Consider the following 19,714-nt stretch of genomic DNA (forward strand, 5'->3'; position numbering starts at 1 on the left):
CGCGGGCTTTTTGATTTTCAGCAAAGGAGTCGAAGCCGGTTGTTAGGCCACGGTTTGCGTCTGGCCGTTTTCGTCTTGGTCGACGGCGAAGCAGGCCACCAGCTGGTCGCCGTACTGTTTGAGCTGCGGCTGGAACTGCTTGCAGGTGCTGAAGGCGCGGCGGCAGCGGGCGTTGAACGCGCAACCGGCCGGTGGGTTCAGCGGGCTTGGCAGTTCGCCGGTCAGCTTGATGCGCTCGCGGCGTTCATCCGGATTCAGGCGCGGCGTGGCGGAGAGCAGCGCTTGGGTGTACGGATGGCGCGGATTGTTGAAGATGGCGTCTTTCGAGCCTTTCTCCACGCAACGGCCGAGGTACATCACCATCACTTCGTCGGCGATATGCTCTACCACCGACAGGTCATGCGAAATGAAGACGTAAGACAGACCGAGGTCTTTCTGCAAGTCCATCATCAAGTTCAGTACCTGCGCGCGCACCGAGACGTCCAATGCAGAAACAGGCTCATCGGCAATCACCACGTCTGGGTCTAACATCAGCCCGCGGGCAATGGCGATACGCTGACGCTGGCCGCCGGAGAACATGTGCGGATAGCGGTCGTAATGCTCGGTTTTCAGGCCCACTTTGGCCATCATTTCGAGGGCTTTTTCGCGGCGCTCTTTGGCTGACAGCTTGGTGTTGATCAGCAGCGGCTCTTCGAGGATCTGCCCGACTTTCTTACGCGGGTTCAGCGATCCGTAAGGATTCTGGAACACGATTTGGATCTTCTGGCGGCGCAGCTTTTCGGCCGTGGCGTCTGGCTTGAGCAAATCCTGACCGCGATAGTAAAGCTCACCGCCGGTGGGGATTTCAATCATGGTCAGCAGGCGGCCCAGCGTGGACTTACCACAGCCAGACTCGCCCACCACTGCCAGCGTTTTGCCGCGTTCGAGGTCAAAAGAGACGCCGTCGAGGGCTTTCACCGTGCGCTCAGGAGCAAACAGCCCCTTCTTCACCGGATAGTGTTTCTTCAGGTCAATCGCCTGCAGCAGCGGCTCTGACTTCACAGAATTATCATGACTCATAGGTTGGTCTCCCGGCATCATCGAGCGGGTAGTGGCACTTCGACTGGCGTCCATTGCTCAAGTCGCGCAGTGCAGGTTCTTCTTTACGGCAGCGATCGTTAGCATACGGGCAGCGCGGGTTGAGCAGGCAGCCGTTCGGGCGGTCATATTTACCCGGCACGACGCCCGGTAATGACTGCAAACGGGCCTTGTCCGCCGCAAATTCCGGCAGGGAACGCAACAGGGCTTGGGTGTACGGGTGGCGCGGCGCGCGGAAAATTTCCGAGGCGCGGGCTGATTCCACCACCTGCCCGGCGTACATCACGATGATGTGCTGCGCGGCCTCGGCAACCAGTGCCAGGTCGTGCGTGATCAGCATCAGCGCCATGTTCTCTTTCTGTTGCAGCTCCAGCAGCAGCTCAATGATCTGCGCCTGAATGGTCACGTCGAGCGCGGTGGTCGGCTCATCGGCAATCAACAGTTTTGGACGGCAAGCAATCGCCATGGCAATCATCACGCGCTGGCTCATGCCGCCCGAAAGCTGGTGCGGATAAACATCAAGGCGTGAAGCGGGATCAGGAATGCCCACCAGCGTCAGCAGGTCAATAGTGCGCTGACGACGCGTTTTGCGGTTGCCGCCCTGATGCACCTTGATGGCTTCCATGATCTGGAACCCTACGGTGTAGCACGGGTTGAGGCTGGTCATCGGGTCCTGGAAAATCATCGCGACTTCGGCACCGACAATCTGACGACGCTCTTTTTCGCTCATTTTTTGCAGGTCGCGACCACCAAACTCAAGCGTCTCAGCCATCACTTTGCCGGGGAAGTCGATCAACCCCATCAGCGCCAGTGAACTGACGGATTTACCCGAGCCGGACTCGCCAACAATGCCGACCACTTCGCCCTGTTTAACGCTGTAGCTGATACGGTCAACCGCGCGGAACGGCGTGCCTTCGTCACCAAAGTGAACGGAAAGCTTATCTACGGTCAGCAGGGTTTTGCCAACCGGTACATCTTTAATCAATGTGGTTTCCATCTCTCGTCCCTTACTGCTTGAGTTTAGGGTCAAGGGCGTCGCGCAGACCGTCACCCATCAGGTTAAATGCCAGTACCGTCAACAGAATGATCACGCCCGGGAAGGTCACCACCCACCACGCGCTCTGAGCAAACTGCAATACGTCGGACAGCATAGTGCCCCACTCAGGCGTTGGCGGCTGTGCGCCCATGCCGAGGAAGCCGAGAGCCGCCATATCCAGAATGGCGTTGGAGAAGCCGAGCGAGGCCTGAACAATCAGCGGCGCTAAGCAGTTAGGTAAAATGTTCACAAACATCTGGCGTGCGGAACCTGCACCCGCCACGCGAGAAGCCGTCACGTAGTCACGGTTCACTTCGACCAACACCGCAGCGCGGGTCAAACGCACATAGTGCGGCAGGGCGACGAAGGTCAGAGCCAGCGAGGCATTGACTATAGACGGGCCAAAAATCGCCACCAGTACCAATGCTAACAGCAAGCTTGGCAGCGCCAGCATGATGTCAACAATACGCATGATAGTGGCGTCAACCACGCCGCCGTAGTAACCGGCGAACAGGCCGAAAATCACGCCGAGGATCAGCGACAGTACTACCACCAGACAGCCCACCAGCAGCGACAGGCGCGCGCCGTACATCAGGCGAGACAAGATATCGCGGCCCACGTCGTCGGTGCCTAACAGGAACTTCCAGCTGCCGCCTTCCTGCCAGACCGGCGGGCGCAGCAGCGCATCACGGAACTGTTCCGCTGGGCCGTGGGGTGCAATCACGTTAGCGCCAATGGCGATAACCAGCATGATGATGATGTAAACCAGGCCGGTCACGGCCCCTTTGTTGCGCTTAAAGTAGTGCCAGAATTCGCGCATTGGCGGCATCGGCGTCGGCGCTGCCGTCACTATTTCGTTAGCAACGGGCTCTGTAACTTGAGACATAGTGAGCCCCTTATTTTCTGTGGCGAATACGCGGGTTGACCACGCCGTAGAGCACGTCTACCAGCAGGTTAACCACGATAATCAGAATGGCGACCAGCAAGACACCGCCCTGCACGACCGGATAGTCGCGGCGTTGTAATGCATCAATCAACCAGCGGCCGAGTCCTGGCCAAGAGAAGATGGTTTCGGTCAGGATGGCACCGCCAAGCAGCGTACCGACCTGCAAACCAATGATGGTCACGACCGGCAGCAGCGCATTGCGCAGTGCGTGGACCACGATGACGCGCATACGGCTCACGCCTTTGGCACGCGCGGTGCGGATGTAGTCTTCGCCCAGCACTTCCAACATGGAAGAGCGGGTCATACGCACGATAACCGCCAGCGGGATAGTCCCGAGCACGATGGCAGGGAGGATCATGTGCATCACGGCGTCTTTGAAGTCACCCGGCTCGCCCCAGATTAAGGAGTCGATCAGCATGAAGCCGGTCAGCGGCTGGCTGTCATCAAGGAACACGGTGTCGCTTATTCGCCCCGACACGGGCGTGAGATTAAGATGCACCGAGACCAGCATCACCAGCATGATGCCCCACCAGAAGATAGGCATTGAGTATCCCGTCAATGAGATACCTACAGCGGTGTGGTCAAAGATGGAGCCGCGCTTCACCGCCGCCAATACCCCCACGGGTATACCGACGATCACCGCGAAAATCATGGCGCAAATGCCTAATTCCAGCGTGGCTTTGAAACGTGGCACAAACTCCTGCCAAACAGGGACGCGGCTTTTTAACGAGACGCCAAGGTCGCCGTGCAGCACCCCTGTCACATAGTGGAAGTATTGTTGATACAGCGGCTTGTCGAGGCCCATTTCGGCCATCAGCTGTGCGTGGCGCTCAGCAGAAATACCGCGTTCTCCGGCCATGATGGTCACCGGGTCGCCTGGAATCATGTGCACGAAGGCAAAAGTCAGCAAAGTGATGCCGATAAACGTTGGGATAACTAACCCCAGACGTCGGAGTATGAACTGAAACATATCCCGTACTCTCTTGTATAAAATGCCCGGAGAACCGTAGCTCGCCGGGCTTATTGTTAGCTCACATTTATTTCTTTACTAATGGATTCAAGGCTGTAGTGAATGGCCCGCGAACAAGGCGGAGGAGCACAGCAATCAAGACATACCATTAGGTAGGCGAAGATTGCGAGCACCGCACAACGCGGTTCCCGGGTCATTCAGTAAGCTTTACTCCACAGAAACGTTTTCGAAGTGGTGCTTGCCCAGTGGATCTACCACATAGCCTTTGACTTCTTTACGCACTGGCTCATAAACGGTGGAGTGAGCCACGATCAGCGCAGGCGCTTGGTCATGCATCACAACCTGAGCCTGTTGGTACAGCGCAGCACGTTTGGCGTGATCGGATTCAGCACGAGCTGGCTGGATCAGGTCTTCAAACGGCTTGTAGCACCAGCGAGAGTAGTTAGAGCCGTCTTTCGCCGCTGCACAGCTGAACAGGGTGGCGAAGAAGTTGTCTGGATCCCCATTGTCGCCGGTCCAGCCCATCATCACTGCCTGATGCTCACCCGCTTTGGCGCGTTTCAGATACTCGCCCCACTCGTAAGTCACGATGTTGGCTTTCACGCCCACTTTCGCCCAGTCAGCCTGAATCATCTCAGCCATGCGGCGAGCGTTCGGGTTGTATGGACGCTGAACAGGCATTGCCCACAGGTCGATGGTGAAGCCGTCAGCGTGGCCAGACTCTTTCAGCAGCTCTTTGGCTTTAACTGGATCGTATGGGTAATCAACGATGTCTTTGTTGTAGCCCCACATAGTTGGTGGGATCAGGTTCTTAGCAGCAGAGCCAGCACCCTGATAAACCGCGTCGATGATGGCTTGTTTGTTCACAGCCATGGTCAGTGCTTGGCGCACTTTCACGTCATCCAGCGGTTTTTTCTCAACGTTGAAGGAGACATAACCCACGTTCAGACCCGGTTGTTGCATCAGGTTGATGGTTTTGTCTTTCTTCATTGCCGCGATGTCAGCTGGGTTAGGGAACGGCATAACCTGACATTCGTTTTTCTGCAATTTGGCATAACGCACAGAAGCGTCAGGCGTGATGGAGAAGACTAAACGGTCGATCTGCGGCTTGGTGCCCCAGTATCCTGGGAAGGCTTTGTACAGGATGCGGGAGTCTTTCTGGTATTGCAGCAGCTGGAATGGACCAGTACCGATTGGGTTCAGGTCAACTTTCTCCGGCGTACCGGCTTTCAGCATGTTAGCCGCATATTCGCCAGACAGGATTGACGCGAAGTCCATACCCAGGTCAGCCAGGAATGGCGCTTCAGGGCGGTTCAGCACGAACTGCACGGTGTAATCGTCAACTTTGACGATTTTGCTGATCAGGTCAGGCATGCCCATGCCTTCGAAGTATTCATAGCTGCCGCCAGAAACGCCGTGGTATGGGTTGTTTTTGTCTAACTGACGCTCAAAGGAGTAAACCACGTCATCCGCGTTGAAATCGCGAGTAGGTTTGAAATCTTTGCTGTCTTGCCACTTCACGCCTTTGCGCAGGTGGAAGGTGTAGGTTTTGCCATCTGGGGAGATGTCCCACTTCTCAGCCAGACCCGGCTGCAATTCAGTGGTACCAATTTTGAACTCTACCAAACGGTTGTAGATAGGCACGGAGCTGGCATCGTAAGTCGTACCAGAGGTGAACAGCTGTGGGTTAAAGCCTTCAGGCGAGCCTTCAGAACAATAAACTAAAGTTTTGGCTTGGACGCTGGCGGCCACGGTCAGCGCTATCAGGCCCATACTGAATTTCAGTAGCCCTGCTTTACCCAAGGAGATTTTCATCGCTTGTGCTCCATCTATTAATGGTGATGTGGATGTGTGTGTTGTATTTGCAGCTCACGCCTCCCTTTATTTTTTATAGACGGGAGGCTGTGTTGCCCAATTCGCTGCGGAAAGTCTTTCCAGAAAAAGGGAGGAACGCCGAGGAGGCGTTTTCTCAGGCAAAACTCGTAAACTTAGCGTTACAAAAAATTACCGGAAAAATCTTCTGGTCTTACTTCGGGCTATCAATTTGGCAACTCTGATGGATGACGTCAATATAACCAATAGGCATTTACAAAGACTGTGAGTAACAGCAAACAAACATAAAAAAACCTTTCTTTAACATATGCAGGATGAAAGTTCAGTTATATGGCAGAAAGTCAACACATTCACCTACCTAACAGAATCATCTCAGCGCTTTACCCCGTTTTCTTTCGAAAAAAATTTCTTGCCAAATGATGATTATATGAACGGTTATTGGTGTGATCGGGCCATAAGCCAGCGGAAAATGCTGAGGACGGATGAGATAATTTGCCGCGAACGCGCCAGAAAAGGGTGCAGATGGACGCCAAAATAGGGCCTGCGCTCTATTTTGGTGCAGAGGGGGAAATAGTGATTGTTTCCGAGTGAAAGAATTTTATTTGCGACATTTTGTTGCATATAGCGACATTATACCGCAACCTGAGTCTCAGCATGCACACATGAAAAAAGGTGAAATTATGGCAACCAGCATCAGGCTTGATGATGATTTTGTCAGTGAAGTAAAAATCCACGCAGAAGCCACCCATCGCAGTATTCCAAAGCAGATCGAGCATTGGGCGAAAATAGGCCGGATTGCCGAAGATAACCCTGACCTTACCTATCGATTTATTATGGAAACCCTCTTAGCCAAAAGTGAAATTGATAACCACAAGGTAACGCGTTATGTCAGAAGGACAGAGCGGTCAAAGGATTGATACGTTTGAGTCTCATCGTTTCTCAAAGGCATTAAATCGCTTACCGCAACAGCAGCAAGCCGTGGTGGAGGATGAGATTGAGCGCATACAGGACAACCCGACTATCGGCGAGTTAAAGAAAGGGGATTTAAATTACCTGCGGGTGCACAAATTCCAACTCAACAACCAGCTCGCGCTAATAGGCTACAGCTGGGTAGAAGATAAAATTGCACTGTATTTGCTGAGTCTGGATTCTCATGAAAACTTCTATCAGGATCAGAAGAATCATCGGAAGGCTGATTTAAAGCTAATGAAATAGCTCCCAACCTCCTTCGGAGGTTCTCATCCTCATAAACTCCAGACGAAAAAAAACCTGCTTTAAAAAGCAGGTTTTTCAAATGTGGTCGGCGAGAGAGGATTACGCGCATCTGCGATGCTTGCCCTGCGGGCCGTTGCTAAAGCAACGTGGTCTCGCTGCGCTCGGCTCAAACCTCCTTCGGAGGTTCTCATCCTCATAAACTCCAGACGAAAAAAAACCTGCTTTAAAAAGCAGGTTTTTCAAATGTGGTCGGCGAGAGAGGATTCGAACCTCCGACCCACTGGTCCCAAACCAGTTGCGCTACCAAGCTGCGCTACTCGCCGAATTGGGCCGCATGTTACTGCTGCTGATTCAGAGCGTCAACGCCTTTTTATGACAACTCTGCTGACTGCTTAGAAATTCAGCGGAACCGGCATTTTCAGCCTTAAATACTGTCAGCAGACTGAGGTTTAGCACACCAATTATTGGCGGGATTGATACCACCGTCGGGCGAGGTATATCCCAGACAACCCAGAATTGAGTCGAATAACTCCTCGTGGCGTTTTTTACCCCCCACGCGCTGCTGGGCTTTTAACCTGTCGAAAGCTTCCTGATGGTCCGGCTGGGCGAGGAAGCTGTCGGACGCCCAGGCAATCATAGGTACGCGGAATTGCTCGTCAGGAGCCATCTGGCGCGGCGTGCCGTGCAGGTGGGAATTCTCATCAATCGACTCGCCGTGGTCGGCGGCATAGAACACCACGGCCTTTTTATCGCGCAGTGAGTCAATTACGTTGCCGATGAAGGTGTCGGTATACAGGACGCTATTATCAAAGGCGTTAATTAGCTGCGCCTTTGAACAGGAGCGATCTACGCCCATGCACTCGGGCGTGTAGCGCGCAAAGCTGCGCGGATAGCGCTGCGAATACTGATAGTGCGAACCTTTGGTGTGCAGAATGACTAAGTGTTTGCCCTGCGGATGGTTTTTCACCGACTCTTGCAATTCGTTCACCAGCAGCATGTCATCTACCGGCTTGCCGTCATTGCGCTTTTCCGAGGCGATGATTTCGCGGAAAGAGTAATTGTCAGTATTGGTGTTGTTGTAGAACCACACTTCACTTTGCATCGCGAACAGCTCAGAGCTGAATCCCAGCGACTTAAGCACAGAAAACACATTCTTCTCTTTCAAAGTTCGCTGTGGATTATCTTCCGCCCCGCCTTCCCGCACGAACATACAGCGCAGGGAGAGCTTAGTGGCGGTGTCGCACGAGGTACCACGGAAAGCCACCAGATTCTCTTCTTGCGACAAACGCGGCGTGGTATCGCGCTCGTAGCCGAGGATGCCCATGTGGTCCCAGCGGGTGGTCTCGCCGATGATAAACACGACATAAGTGTCATCAATGCCCGCCGGCGGAATGTAGGTAAACTTTTTCGCCGGGTCTAACAAGTTACTGGCGTCATTGCTTTCATCCACCTGCGTATAGGCAAAAAGCCCCAGCGCAGCCAGCCAGTTAGAGGGTAAATAAGAGTGCGCGACCACGCCGCCGTAGCTCGGCAAGTCAATGTTGGTCAGTTTTTCATTCAAACTCTGCTGGCGATCCAGCATGCGCAGCGGCAGCCATACCAGCGCCACCACGGCGAGCAAAATAGCCAGCGGGAGCAGGCGCTGACCCGGCGTTTTCATCTGCTCAATCAGCGTTAGCCGCAGGTCATTTTTCCAAATAAGTATCAAAGGAATGATGCTGACAACGGCCATCCACAAGAAGAAATACCAGCCAATCACTTCTTTACTCAGGTCAATGTCGGTGGTCATGACCGAGGCAATAATGCCGTAGCCAATGACGACGTTGAACATCACCATGTAGTAGCTGGCGGCCACCGATATCAGCAGCAAAAAGCTGGCAATGATGCGGAAAAACAGGCGCCCGCCCAGTGATAACAGGCGCAGCAAGAAGAAGGTGAACAGCACGATGGCAACCACTTCTGTGAAGGCTTGAACCACTTCAGTCAGATTGAGGTTATGGGCCATCGGTGCAAAGCGGCGGTAAAACACGGAGACATTGAGGAAAATGCCGATGTAAATCGCTAACAAGAAGGAGAGATTTTGCTGCGATAGAGTCTTCACTCTATTCATGTAATGTGGTTTTCCAGACAGTTTTAGAAAGATTCTGAATCATTGTGACATGTTTGTTGGCCGGTGGTTCACCCATATTGGTTAGAAACGAGATTTGGCTAGGATTTCCAGAATGATCTGCATTAGGCGAAGCCCCAAACGAGAAAAGGAGGCCGAAGCCTCCTTTGTGGGTAACCTGGTGTGGCAAACGCGTGACTAATAGGTTTCCACTGATGCCATTATTTTATTTTACGTTCAGAGTGACATCAATGTTGCCGCGAGTGGCATTAGAGTAAGGGCAGACATGGTGCGCTTTCTCAACCAGAGCTTCGGCTTCGCTGCGTTCGATACCTGGCAGAGTGATATCCAGCTGCACTTCTAAGCCATAGCCACCAGGGATTTCACCAATACCCACGGTCGCTTCGATTTTAGCGTCGGCAGGGATTTTCACTTTTTCTTTCGCGCCAACGGCTTTCAGAGCACCGAGGAAACAGGCTGAATAACCCGCGCCAAACAGCTGCTCAGGGTTCGTTGCACCACCCAATCCCCCCATCTCTTTCGGCAGGCCCAGTTTGACATCCAGCAGGCCATCGTCAGAAACCGCACGGCCATCACGACCACCGGTGGAAGAGACATGAGCGCGGTACATTACTTTTTCGATAGACATATTTCATTCCTTTAAGACAGGTTGGGTTTAGGGTAAGAATTAATATCGCTATTTAATAGCGCACGACTTGTTAATCATTCGCAGACAAACTCGAAGCTCTACTCCGGACTTGTCTGCTGACTACAAAGAATTTCTCGCTGCCTGATATTCAGCAATCAGGACTTATCTTTCAGCCTTTCACGCAGGGACTCAAGCTGGCCCTTCAAGGCTGACATTTCATCGATATCACATTCAGTGGCGCACATAATCGCCTCCGGGATACCTTTTGCTTTTTCTTTCAGCGCCTTGCCGGCATCGGTCAGGGTAATAATCACCTGGCGCTCATCGGTTTTAGCCCGATTACGAACCAGCAGACCGGCAGTTTCCAAACGCTTTAACAGCGGCGTCAGGGTCGCGGAATCAAGGAATAGCTTTTCGCCAATTTCCGATACGATCACGTCATCACGCTGCCACAGCACCAGCATCACCAGATATTGCGGATAGGTCAGGTCAAGCTCACCCAGCAGCTTACGGTAGACTTTATGCAGTGCCAGATTCGCGGAATACAGTGCAAAACACATCTGTTGATCCAGATGGAGCAGAGCATTGGTCGATATTGGTGATTCAGTTTTCGTCTTCATGGGCCTCAATATATATAGTGCGCGATTTTATCGCAAGCATTTTTTGACGGCATTTTGCTCGAAAGCTATTCGGGCCATTGCCGTGCGCTGTGTAAAACACGCAATATCTTGATCTTGTTAGGAGTTGATGGAAGAACAGCATAGACCACAATGAAGTGTGTTTCCGGAACAATCAGTTCGCGGGTTTCCGCTAAACGATCTTTTCTTCCCTGCGCTTGGCGAAATACGCCTCCACCTCTTTATGAGGTATGCCCGGCGTGTCGTCTTCCAGGGACTCCCGAACTTTAGCCTTAAACCATATATCGTAAGCTTTTGAATCCGAGACAAACCCGGCTGGCAACCCTCCTTCATTGGCGACTCGCGTCAATAAAATCCTCACAACATCAGAGAGGGTCAAACCAAGACTTTCAAGCACTACGCTTGCTTTGTCCTTAATTTCTGAATCGATACGCGCCTGAACCAGAGCATTTGGCATCATGTTTTCCTCATTGGGCATTAAGCCCTTATTGTCATTCATTTGCATGACAACACCCACCCTTCATTGCGCAATTCTTTGCAGCATGTAGGGATAGAAGGGGTTCGATGACACGCGCATTAACTGATCCATACTGACCACCAGCGCCCCACTTTCACCTCGCGCGGCTAAGCGCCCAAGATGAATACCGTATTGTGGTGCGCCTTGCGGATTTCGCCCGTACAGCGAGTCGTCCAGCGGGAAAGGCAGCGCCACGTGGGATAGGGAATAAAACTCCGCAGGATAATCGATGCCGAGCGCCGTAGTGATTGTCTGAGTCTGCCCCGCCTCGGTGATTTGTGCCACCGTCGCTGCCTGTTCTGGCGACGCGTTGGTGATAACCGTGGTTTGATAGTGTCGCGGCCCGGCGGGCAACAGCCGCTCAATGGCCGTTTCACTGGAGGTACGTAACAACGGCCCGACATAGGCATTGCGGTTAATATCAATGAGCACCAGCTGGCTGCCATTGGGGGGTAACAGATTAAACAGGTGCGTGACCACCGCGCGAGTGCTGACGGTGGAATCCAGCACGGACTGGAAAGCCAGAATCGGCGGCAGTTGCGCCAGTTTGCCTGATTTAGCATCGGCGCCGACCTGCTTTTGCAAGGCGCGGGTCAATAGATAGGACTGTCGCGCGCCGTTCACCGGAAATGAGTTGTATTTGAATGGATTGAACTCCGGCAAAATATTTAACCACGCCGTTTTGGCAAAGGCGGGGAAAATCGCCGGCCAGCCCGCGATACCGGCAAAGCGCGCAAAGCTAGTGACGCCGATCATCGGCGAGATAAGCACTAAACGCGCAGGCTGCTCAAGCGATGCATCCTCCAGCGCATCCAGCGTGTACTTCACCGCCAGCGCCCCGCCGTTAGAGAAACCGACCATTTGCAGCGGGACATCGGGACCCGCTGCGCGGCGGGCTTCGCGCACGGCGAGCCTTGTCGCGGCTAGCCACTGCGGCCAATCAACATTGGTCAGCCCGCCCGGCACGGTGCCATGGCCTGGCAGACGAATGCCCACCGCCACGAAACCGCGCCGCTGATAATCCTGAGCGATGTGCCGCAGGCTATAAGGCGAGTCGGTCAGGCCATGCAGCAGCACCACTGCGCCTCGGGGCTTCCCCTCGGGCATCAGCTCGTAAGACCGATTCCAGTCAGTGGCAAAATGCTCGGGATAAATCGGGCTACGGTTGTAATAGCGATTCAAAGGAATGCGATCTTCAGGTTCCAGCTTATCCGTAACCTGCTGTTTTACCTCTTCAAATGCGCGCTGTTCTGCCTTGAGATAATCCGCCCAGGTGCTTTTATCAAGCTGCACCTCGGTCAGTTCTTCCGGCACTAAACGATGCCACGGCTCCAGCGGTGCTCCTTGAAGGGAGTCATAAGCACGGACGCCAAACAGGGTTAGCGCCACCAGCAACAGGGCAAATAGCGCTCTTTTCAAACGGCGCGACAATTTTCGAAAGTGCATGAAGTCAGTATTCCCTAGGGCCAGCGCTGGGCAGTGTGAATGATTCTAACGATATGAAGTTCAACGTCCCGTATCTGATAAATCATAATGTAATTTGGCCGAATCACTGCCTCACGCAAACCCGCGACTCTACACTCTCTATAAATTAGCGGGTCGATACAGACCCGCTCAGAAAAGAGGTCAAACTCATCATCAAGCGCTATCGCAGCCTGCACATTCTGGGCTGATAACCAGTCAAAAATGCGTTCACGGTCCTCGAGTGCCATTGGTTTCCATACCAGTTGCATAGTTTTCCTTAACGTTTATTCACTCTCTTTTTTATTCAGCACGGCTTTACGGGCTGCGAAGTAAGCTTTGACGTCTTCATGAGCAAGGGTTGGCCGCGGGTCATCAAGTGATTCTTGGACCTGTTCGCGCAGCCAAGCATCAAGAGCCGCTGCCTCGTGGGCGCGTTTGAGGGCTTCGGAACGATCCGGGCGGATTACTCCTCCACCGTTTGCGGGGTCAAAGTCGGTAATATCCACTTCAAAGCGATTGATACCGAACTCTTTTAAGTAGGCGGCGAGCGTCTCAAACCGTTTGAAAACGCGCACCTTACCACTGCGTTGGGCCATAAGGGCCGCCTGACTTGCGCCATATTTAATCATTACTGTCCATCCTCCATGTTGGGCTATCACACTTACCTGACTCACTACGCCCGCCTCGTTCAAACGGGTAAGTAATGCGTGGTCAATCATCTCTTGTGCCATAGGTCAGCTCACTTTCCTGTAATCTACAATAAATCATCCATGCAATTATCTATACATCGCAGGGAATAGGAAGCCGATTTTATCTGTTTTGTGCGTGGCAACTCGCAAAATTCCCGCGCCATTTTCGGTCATTTGCATTGCAACGTTGGTGCAACATTTGTGCAGTAGGGATCTAACCTCTTACAAAGTCCTTTAAAATCAGAAAGTAAAAATATGGCACAGCCTTTGCTTTGTTGAATTCAATCTTGTGTACCAGATGGAATTCAACCAATGAACGACAGCAAAAGCTCGGTAACTCCCCCTTTTCATGCCTTCACGTTATCTGACTGGCAACGGCACTACCTTTCTGCACCGGACAGTTTGCGCACTTCGCTGTCAATGGTTGTAGCCAGCCTGAACCCGCAAGACACCGCCTGGCTCTATCTGGCGACGCCCGCCCAGCTTGAGGCACAGTTTGCTCATCTGGAGCAGCTGCGCCGCGACGCCAATGGCTCGCTGGCTTCCCTGCCGCTGTTTGGCGTGCCTTTCGCGGTTAAAGACAACATCGACGTCGGCGGTTGGCCCACCAGCGCCGCCTGCCCTGAATTCACCTACGTCGCCCAAGACGACGCCACCGTGGTCGCCAATCTGCGCGCCAAAGGGGCGATCGTGGTCGGCAAAACTAACCTCGACCAATTCGCCACCGGCCTGGTGGGCACTCGCTCTCCGCGCGGGGCGGTGCGCAACACGTTCAACCCGGATTACGTTAGCGGCGGCTCAAGCTCCGGCTCGGCCTCGGTGCTGGCACGCGGGCTGGTCGCGTTCTCTTTAGGCACGGACACAGCAGGCTCTGGCCGCGTACCGGCCGGTTTTAACAATATTGTGGGCCTGAAACCGACCAAAGGCTGGCTGTCGAATAAAGGCGTGGTTCCGGCCTGCCGTTTGAACGATGCCGTCTCCGTTTTCGCCCTCACCGTGGAAGATGCCCAAGCCGTGGCGCACGCCGCCGGCGGGTATGACGCCGCCGACGCCTATTCGCGCGCCAACCCGCACACCGCGCCAGCCGCCATGTCGGCCCATCCGCGCTTCGCCGTGCCGAACAGTTTGGAATTCTTCGGCGACGCGCTGGCGGAGTTTGAATTTGACCAGGCCCTTGAGCGCCTGTCGGCCAGCGGCGTGACGCTGGTACCTATCGACTTCACGCCGTTCCGCGAACTGGCGGAGCAGCTCTATTACGGCGCGTGGGTGGCCGAGCGCACAGTGGCAGTGGGCAAAATCTTTGAAGAAACGCCAGAAGTGATGGACCCCACGGTGCGCGGCATTGTGGCGAATGGCCTGAATTACAGCGCCTGCGATGCGTGGCGGGCCGAATACCTGCGGGCCGAGCTGGCGCGCAAAATCAATCTGGCGCTCGAAGGTTTCGACGCGCTGATCGTCCCGACTTCCCCGACCATTCGCACGCTGGAAGAGATGGCGCAGGAGCCAGTACGCTACAACTCACAGTTCGGCACCTATACCAACTTCACCAATTTGGCGGACCTTTCAGCGCTGGCGCTGCCTGCCAGCATTCGCGCCGACGGCCTGCCGTCCGGCATCACGCTGATTGCTCCAGCATGGCACGACGACGCGTTAGCTGCCTTTGGTCGCCAGTGGCAGCGCAGCCTTTCTCTGCCTCTCGGCGCAACCGGTCGCGAGCTGAGCGCCAACGCGCTTATGCACGCCATTCCGGTCAGTAAAGGTCACGTGCGCGTCGCCGTGGTGGGTGCCCATCTGACCGGCATGCCGCTGAACTTCCAGCTGACCCAGCGCAAAGCCGTGCGGGTCGAGCAGACCACCACCGCCGCCAACTACAAGCTGTTTGCGCTGGCCAACACCCAGCCGCCAAAACCCGGCCTGGTGCGAGCCGAGGGCGGCAGCGCCATCATCGTCGAGCTGTGGGACATCCCGCTGGCGCGCTTCGGCGAGTTCGTGGCGGAGATCCCCGCCCCGCTGGGCATTGGCTCGCTGCAACTGGCCGACGGCCGCACGGTGAAAGGCTTTATCTGCGAGCCGTGGGCGATTTCCGACGCCACCGACATCACCCATTTTGGCGGCTGGAGAAGCTACATCTCCCACCTCGCCTCCCTGAATCACGCCTGAGGATCACGACAATGCTGACTACCGTACTAGTGGCAAATCGCGGTGAAATCGCCTGCCGCGCAATTCGCACCCTTAAACGCCTTGGCGTGACCAGCGTGGCGGTCTATTCCGACGCCGATCGCAATGCGCCACACGTCACCGACGCCGATATCGCCATTGCGCTGGGCGGTGAGAAAGCCAGCGACAGCTATTTGGTGATCGACAAGATTCTGGCCGCCGCCAAAGAGACCGGCGCGCAGGCGATTTATCCGGGCTACGGCTTCCTGTCCGAAAGCGCCGAGTTCGCCGACGCCTGCGAGGCAGCGGGCATTGCCTTTATTGGCCCGAGCGCGGCGCAAATCCGCGAGTTTGGCCTTAAACACCGGGCGCGAGAGCTGGCGGGGGCCGCCAATGTGCCAATGACGCCGGGCACCGGCCTGTTGGATAGCATTGAAGAAGCAGTGAGCGCGGCGGCGGAAATTGGCTACCCGATTATGTTGAAAAGCACTGCGGGCGGTGGCGGTATCGGCCTGACTCGCTGTGACGACGAAGCCGCTCTGCGCGCCGCGTGGGACAGCGTGAAACGCCTCGGCGAGCACTTCTTCCGCGACGCGGGGGTGTTTTTAGAACGCTTTGTGGATCGCGCGCGCCATGTAGAAGTGCAAATTTTTGGCGACGGTAAGGGCCGCGTGGTGGCCCTCGGCGAACGTGACTGTTCGCTGCAACGTCGCAACCAAAAAGTGGTTGAGGAGACGCCAGCGCCCAATCTGCCGCAGGCCACGCGCGAAGCCTTGCACCGCGCCGCCGTGCAGCTCGGGGAGTCGGTCAGCTATCGCAGCGCGGGCACCGTGGAGTTCATCTTCGACCCGGCGCGCAACGAATTTTACTTCCTCGAAGTGAACACCCGCCTGCAAGTTGAGCATCCGGTTACCGAAATGGTCACCGGGCTGGACCTGATTGAGTGCATGCTGCGCGTGGCCGCCGACCAGCCGCTGGACTGGGCCGCGATGGAAAAAGCCCCGCAGGGCGCCTCGATGGAAGTGCGTATTTACGCTGAAGACCCGCTGAAAAACTTCCAGCCAAGCCCCGGCGTGCTGACGGAAGTGGTGTTCCCTGACGACGTGCGCGTCGACGGCTGGGTCTCTACCGGCAGTGAAGTTTCAGCATTTTATGACCCGATGATCGCCAAGCTTATCGTTCACGGCAAAGACCGCGAAGAGGCTCTTGAGAAGATGTCCCGCGCACTGGCCGCCACCCGCTTGCACGGCATCAGCAGCAACATTGATTATCTGCGCCAGGTGGTCGCCACGCCGGTGTTCCATCAGGGCGAGATGTGGACGCGGATGCTCGACAGCTTCGAGTACGCGCCGCAGGCCGTCGAAGTGATTGCGCCCGGCACCTACAGCAGCATTCAGGATTACCCCGGCCGCCTCGGCTATTGGGATATCGGCGTGCCACCTTCCGGCCCGATGGACGATTTTGCCTTCCGTCTGGCTAACCGCATCGTGGGCAACCACCTCGACGCCGCCGGGCTGGAATTCACCCTGCAAGGCCCGACCCTGCGTTTCCACTGCGACGCCACCATCGCGCTGACCGGCGCACTCTGCCCGGCAGACCTTGATGGCGAAGCCGTGAGCTATTGGCAGCCGGTGCAGGTCAAAGCCGGGCAGATATTAACCCTCGGCCGCGCCACTCAGGGCTGCCGCACCTATCTGGCGGTGCGCAACGGCTTCGACGTGCCGGTCTACCTTGGCAGCCGCTCGACCTTCGCCCTCGGCCAGTTTGGCGGTCACGCGGGCCGCACGCTGCGCGTCGCCGATATGCTCACCGTTTCCCAGCCTGAGCTTGAGGCCTGCACCACCCCCGCGCCGGTAGATTTGCCGCAGGCCGCCGCGCCGCACGTGGTGCCGACTTACGGCAATATTTGGAATATTGGCGTGCTTTACGGGCCGCACGGCGCGCCGGACTTCTTCACCAAAGAGTCCATCCACGCCTTCTTCGAGGCCGAGTGGCAAGTGCATTACAACTCCAACCGCCTCGGCGTGCGCCTGACCGGACCAAAGCCGCAGTGGGCGCGGCTGGACGGCGGCGAAGCGGGGTTGCACCCGTCCAACGTCCATGACTGCGAATACGCCATTGGCGCGATCAACTTTACCGGCGACTTCCCGGTGATTTTGACCCGCGACGGGCCGAGCCTCGGCGGTTTCGTCTGCCCGGTGACCATCGCCAAAGCCGAGCTGTGGAAAGTCGGTCAGGTGAAACCGGGGGATAAAATTCGCTTCCACCCTATCAGCTTTGAGCAAGCGCAGGCGCTGGAGCTGGCCCAGCAGGGCACCATCGACTCATTAATGCCGGTCGAGGCCATGGCGCTGGCCACGCCGTCTCTGCTACCTGACACCACGGCGTCCGCCACCGTGCTGGCTGAACTTCCGGTCAGTGCCGAGCGCCCGTCGGTGCAATATCGTCAGGCCGGTGACGGCTACATTCTGATCGAGTACGGCGACAACGTGCTGGATTTGGCCCTGCGCCTGCGCCTTTATCTGCTGATGAAGGCCATTCGCGAAGCCGCCGAGCCGGGCATTGAGGAGCTGTCACCGGGCGTGCGCTCGCTGCAAATTCGCTATGACAGCCGGGTGATTCACCAGTCGCGCCTGCTTCAGCACCTGTTGACGCTGGAGCACGACTTGGCCGACGTCAGCCAGCTAAAAATTCCTACCCGCATCGTGCATATGCCGATGGCGTTCGAAGACTCCGCCACCCTTGGCGCGGTGGAGCGCTACCAGCAAACCGTGCGCGCCGAAGCGCCGTGGTTGCCGAACAACGTCGACTTTATCCAGCGCACCAACGGGCTGGCGAGCCGTCAGGAAGTGAAAGACATCATCTTCAACGCCAGCTACCTGATCCTCGGGCTGGGAGATGTCTACCTCGGCGCGCCGTGCGCCGTGCCTGTCGACCCGCGTCATCGCCTGCTGAGTTCCAAATATAACCCAGCGCGCACTTACACCGCCGAGGGCACCGTCGGCATTGGCGGCATGTACATGTGCATCTACGGCATGGACTCGCCGGGGGGCTACCAGTTGGTGGGCCGCACCCTGCCGATTTGGAACAAGTATCTGAAGAACGCCCAGTTCAAAAACGGCGAGCCGTGGCTGCTGCACTTCTTCGATCAGGTGCGTTTCTATGAAGTGACCGAAGAAGAACTGGACGCCCAGCGCGACGCCTTCCGCGAAGGCCGCGCGCAGGTGCGGATTGAAGAAACCGAGTTTGATTTCGCCCAATACACCCAGTTCCTGGCGGATAACGCGGAGGATATCGCCGACTTCCGTTCGCGCCAGTCCGCCGCCTTCACCGCCGAAGTCGCCCACTGGGCCGCGCAGGAGAGTGCCGCCGTGGAAGCCGCCGCCAACGCGGTGCAAGTGGTTGAAGACCAAAGCGAACAGGACGGCCATCTGGTGAGCGCCGACCTGAATGGCAACGTGTGGAAGATTCTGGTCGAGCCGGGCCAGCAGGTGGAAGAGGGTCAGGCGCTGATCGTGGTGGAAGCGATGAAAATGGAGCTGTCGGTCTACGCCCCTTGCGCGGGCCGGGTGAGCAAAATCAGCTGCCAGCAAGGCCGTCCGGTAGGCCCCGGCGACGCACTGCTGTGGCTAGACGTCGCGCAATCGGCCTAAGCCCCGAAGAAGTAGGAGCCAAGATGCAACTGACTGATTCACGCAACGCTGCGGATAAAAAACGCACCAAAATCCGCCCGGAAGGGCTGGCCGAGCGCATTTATTTGCAGCTCAAGGACGACATTTTCAACTTTCGCCTGCTGCCGGGCGACAGGTTCAGTGAGAACGATGTTGCAGACCGCATGGAGACCAGCCGCACGCCGGTGCGTCAGGCACTGTTTTGGCTGGAGCGCGAAGGCTATGTCGAGGTGTTTTTCCGCAGCGGTTGGCAGGTCAGGCCGTTCGACTTCGACTATTTCGAGCAGCTTTACGACCTGCGCATCGTGCTGGAGCTGGAGGCGGTGAAACGCCTGTGCGCCCTGCCTGCGGGCTTGCAGCCGGTGCAACTCGGCCAGCTAAAAGCGTTCTGGGTAGACGCGCCGCGCCTCGAGGACGGGCAGGAAGTTTCGCGCTATGACGAGGCTTTCCACATGACGCTGGTCGAGGCGGTGGGCAATGCCGAAATGGCACGCATTCACCGCGACCTGACGGAGAAAATCCGCATCATCCGCCGCCTCGATTTCACCAAAGGCTCGCGCATTGATGCCACGTATCACGAACACGCGAGCATCCTGCTCGCCATCTTGCACCAGCAAACCGAGGAGGCTCAGCGCCAACTTCACGACCATATCTCGGTCAGTAAGGCCGAGGTACGCAAAATCACGCTGCACATGCTGCATCAGGCTCGAAATGATGAGGGCAACCCATCAGGACTTTTATAAAA

The 19,714-nt window shown here is 56.0% G+C and carries 17 protein-coding genes, 1 tRNA gene and 1 other RNA gene; 5 read left to right on the forward strand and 14 right to left on the reverse strand.

Going from position 1 to position 19,714, the window contains the following annotated elements:
• Window positions 1-42: 42 nt before the first annotated feature.
• The 5 genes from dppF to dppA form a co-directional block, all read right to left on the reverse strand.
• Window positions 43-1,059, reverse strand: a complete 1,017-nt coding sequence (gene dppF / locus V2154_RS20840; RefSeq protein WP_034794069.1) for a dipeptide ABC transporter ATP-binding subunit DppF — start codon at window positions 1,057-1,059, stop codon at window positions 43-45.
• Window positions 1,049-2,074, reverse strand: a complete 1,026-nt coding sequence (gene dppD, locus V2154_RS20845) for a dipeptide ABC transporter ATP-binding protein (RefSeq protein ID WP_353503698.1) — start codon at window positions 2,072-2,074, stop codon at window positions 1,049-1,051. Before dppD ends, dppF begins: the two co-directional genes overlap by 11 nt.
• A gap of 10 nt (window positions 2,075-2,084) precedes the next feature.
• Complete coding sequence (gene dppC / locus V2154_RS20850; RefSeq protein WP_185688992.1) at window positions 2,085-2,999, reverse strand: dipeptide ABC transporter permease DppC; 915 nt, start codon at window positions 2,997-2,999, stop codon at window positions 2,085-2,087.
• A gap of 10 nt (window positions 3,000-3,009) precedes the next feature.
• Complete coding sequence (dppB, locus tag V2154_RS20855) at window positions 3,010-4,029, reverse strand: dipeptide ABC transporter permease DppB (protein WP_353503699.1); 1,020 nt, start codon at window positions 4,027-4,029, stop codon at window positions 3,010-3,012.
• Window positions 4,030-4,236: 207 nt separating this feature from the next.
• The gene (gene dppA / locus V2154_RS20860; protein ID WP_353503700.1) at window positions 4,237-5,844 is read right to left on the reverse strand and encodes a dipeptide ABC transporter periplasmic-binding protein DppA; all 1,608 of its coding nucleotides are present in this window, start codon (window positions 5,842-5,844) and stop codon (window positions 4,237-4,239) included.
• A gap of 698 nt (window positions 5,845-6,542) precedes the next feature.
• Here dppA and V2154_RS20865 point away from each other — a divergent pair.
• Both V2154_RS20865 and V2154_RS20870 read left to right on the forward strand, forming a co-directional pair.
• On the forward strand, window positions 6,543-6,779 hold the full coding sequence (locus V2154_RS20865; protein WP_034794079.1) for a ParD-like family protein: 237 nt from the start codon (window positions 6,543-6,545) through the stop codon (window positions 6,777-6,779).
• Window positions 6,748-7,077, forward strand: coding sequence for a type II toxin-antitoxin system RelE/ParE family toxin (locus tag V2154_RS20870; RefSeq protein WP_353503701.1), 330 nt, complete (start codon window positions 6,748-6,750; stop codon window positions 7,075-7,077). The genes V2154_RS20865 and V2154_RS20870 overlap by 32 nt, the downstream gene beginning before the upstream one ends.
• 82 nt (window positions 7,078-7,159) lie before the next feature.
• Here V2154_RS20870 and V2154_RS20875 read toward each other — a convergent pair.
• The 9 genes from V2154_RS20875 to V2154_RS20915 all read right to left on the reverse strand — a co-directional run bounded on the left by V2154_RS20875 (window position 7,160) and on the right by V2154_RS20915 (window position 13,183).
• Window positions 7,160-7,288, reverse strand: a non-coding RNA gene (locus tag V2154_RS20875) — RtT sRNA.
• Between the two features lie 35 nt (window positions 7,289-7,323).
• A tRNA-Pro gene (locus V2154_RS20880) sits at window positions 7,324-7,400 on the reverse strand.
• Window positions 7,401-7,501: 101 nt separating this feature from the next.
• Complete coding sequence (gene eptB / locus V2154_RS20885; RefSeq protein WP_353503702.1) at window positions 7,502-9,187, reverse strand: kdo(2)-lipid A phosphoethanolamine 7''-transferase; 1,686 nt, start codon at window positions 9,185-9,187, stop codon at window positions 7,502-7,504.
• Between the two features lie 223 nt (window positions 9,188-9,410).
• Window positions 9,411-9,833: an organic hydroperoxide resistance protein gene (locus tag V2154_RS20890; protein ID WP_034794086.1), complete on the reverse strand. Its 423-nt coding sequence runs from the start codon at window positions 9,831-9,833 to the stop codon at window positions 9,411-9,413.
• A 155-nt stretch (window positions 9,834-9,988) separates the two neighbouring features.
• Window positions 9,989-10,453, reverse strand: a complete 465-nt coding sequence (locus V2154_RS20895; protein ID WP_353503703.1) for a MarR family winged helix-turn-helix transcriptional regulator — start codon at window positions 10,451-10,453, stop codon at window positions 9,989-9,991.
• A 190-nt stretch (window positions 10,454-10,643) separates the two neighbouring features.
• Entirely contained in the window at window positions 10,644-10,976 is a 333-nt protein-coding gene (locus V2154_RS20900) for a type II toxin-antitoxin system RelB/DinJ family antitoxin (protein WP_353503704.1), read from the reverse strand.
• A 15-nt stretch (window positions 10,977-10,991) separates the two neighbouring features.
• Window positions 10,992-12,434 carry an alpha/beta hydrolase gene (locus tag V2154_RS20905; RefSeq protein ID WP_353503705.1) on the reverse strand — a complete coding sequence of 481 codons (1,443 nt, stop codon included), beginning with the start codon at window positions 12,432-12,434 and terminating at the stop codon, window positions 10,992-10,994.
• A gap of 14 nt (window positions 12,435-12,448) precedes the next feature.
• On the reverse strand, window positions 12,449-12,721 hold the full coding sequence (locus V2154_RS20910) for a type II toxin-antitoxin system RelE/ParE family toxin (protein ID WP_353503706.1): 273 nt from the start codon (window positions 12,719-12,721) through the stop codon (window positions 12,449-12,451).
• 15 nt (window positions 12,722-12,736) lie between these two features.
• Window positions 12,737-13,183 (reverse strand): antitoxin PaaA2 family protein, encoded by a 447-nt coding sequence (locus V2154_RS20915; protein ID WP_353503707.1) that lies wholly within the window; start codon window positions 13,181-13,183, stop codon window positions 12,737-12,739.
• Between the two features lie 270 nt (window positions 13,184-13,453).
• Between V2154_RS20915 and atzF the strand changes: the two genes are divergently transcribed.
• From atzF to V2154_RS20930, 3 genes are read left to right on the forward strand one after another with little or no spacing between them, the layout of a single operon-like run.
• The gene (gene atzF / locus V2154_RS20920) at window positions 13,454-15,301 is read left to right on the forward strand and encodes an allophanate hydrolase (protein WP_353503708.1); all 1,848 of its coding nucleotides are present in this window, start codon (window positions 13,454-13,456) and stop codon (window positions 15,299-15,301) included.
• An 11-nt stretch (window positions 15,302-15,312) separates the two neighbouring features.
• Window positions 15,313-18,951 (forward strand): urea carboxylase, encoded by a 3,639-nt coding sequence (uca, locus tag V2154_RS20925; protein ID WP_353503709.1) that lies wholly within the window; start codon window positions 15,313-15,315, stop codon window positions 18,949-18,951.
• A 23-nt stretch (window positions 18,952-18,974) separates the two neighbouring features.
• Window positions 18,975-19,712 (forward strand): GntR family transcriptional regulator, encoded by a 738-nt coding sequence (locus tag V2154_RS20930; RefSeq protein ID WP_353503710.1) that lies wholly within the window; start codon window positions 18,975-18,977, stop codon window positions 19,710-19,712.
• Window positions 19,713-19,714 lie beyond the last annotated feature (2 nt).

The organism is Ewingella sp. CoE-038-23 (assembly GCF_040419245.1).
GTDB lineage: Bacteria > Pseudomonadota > Gammaproteobacteria > Enterobacterales > Enterobacteriaceae > Ewingella > Ewingella allii.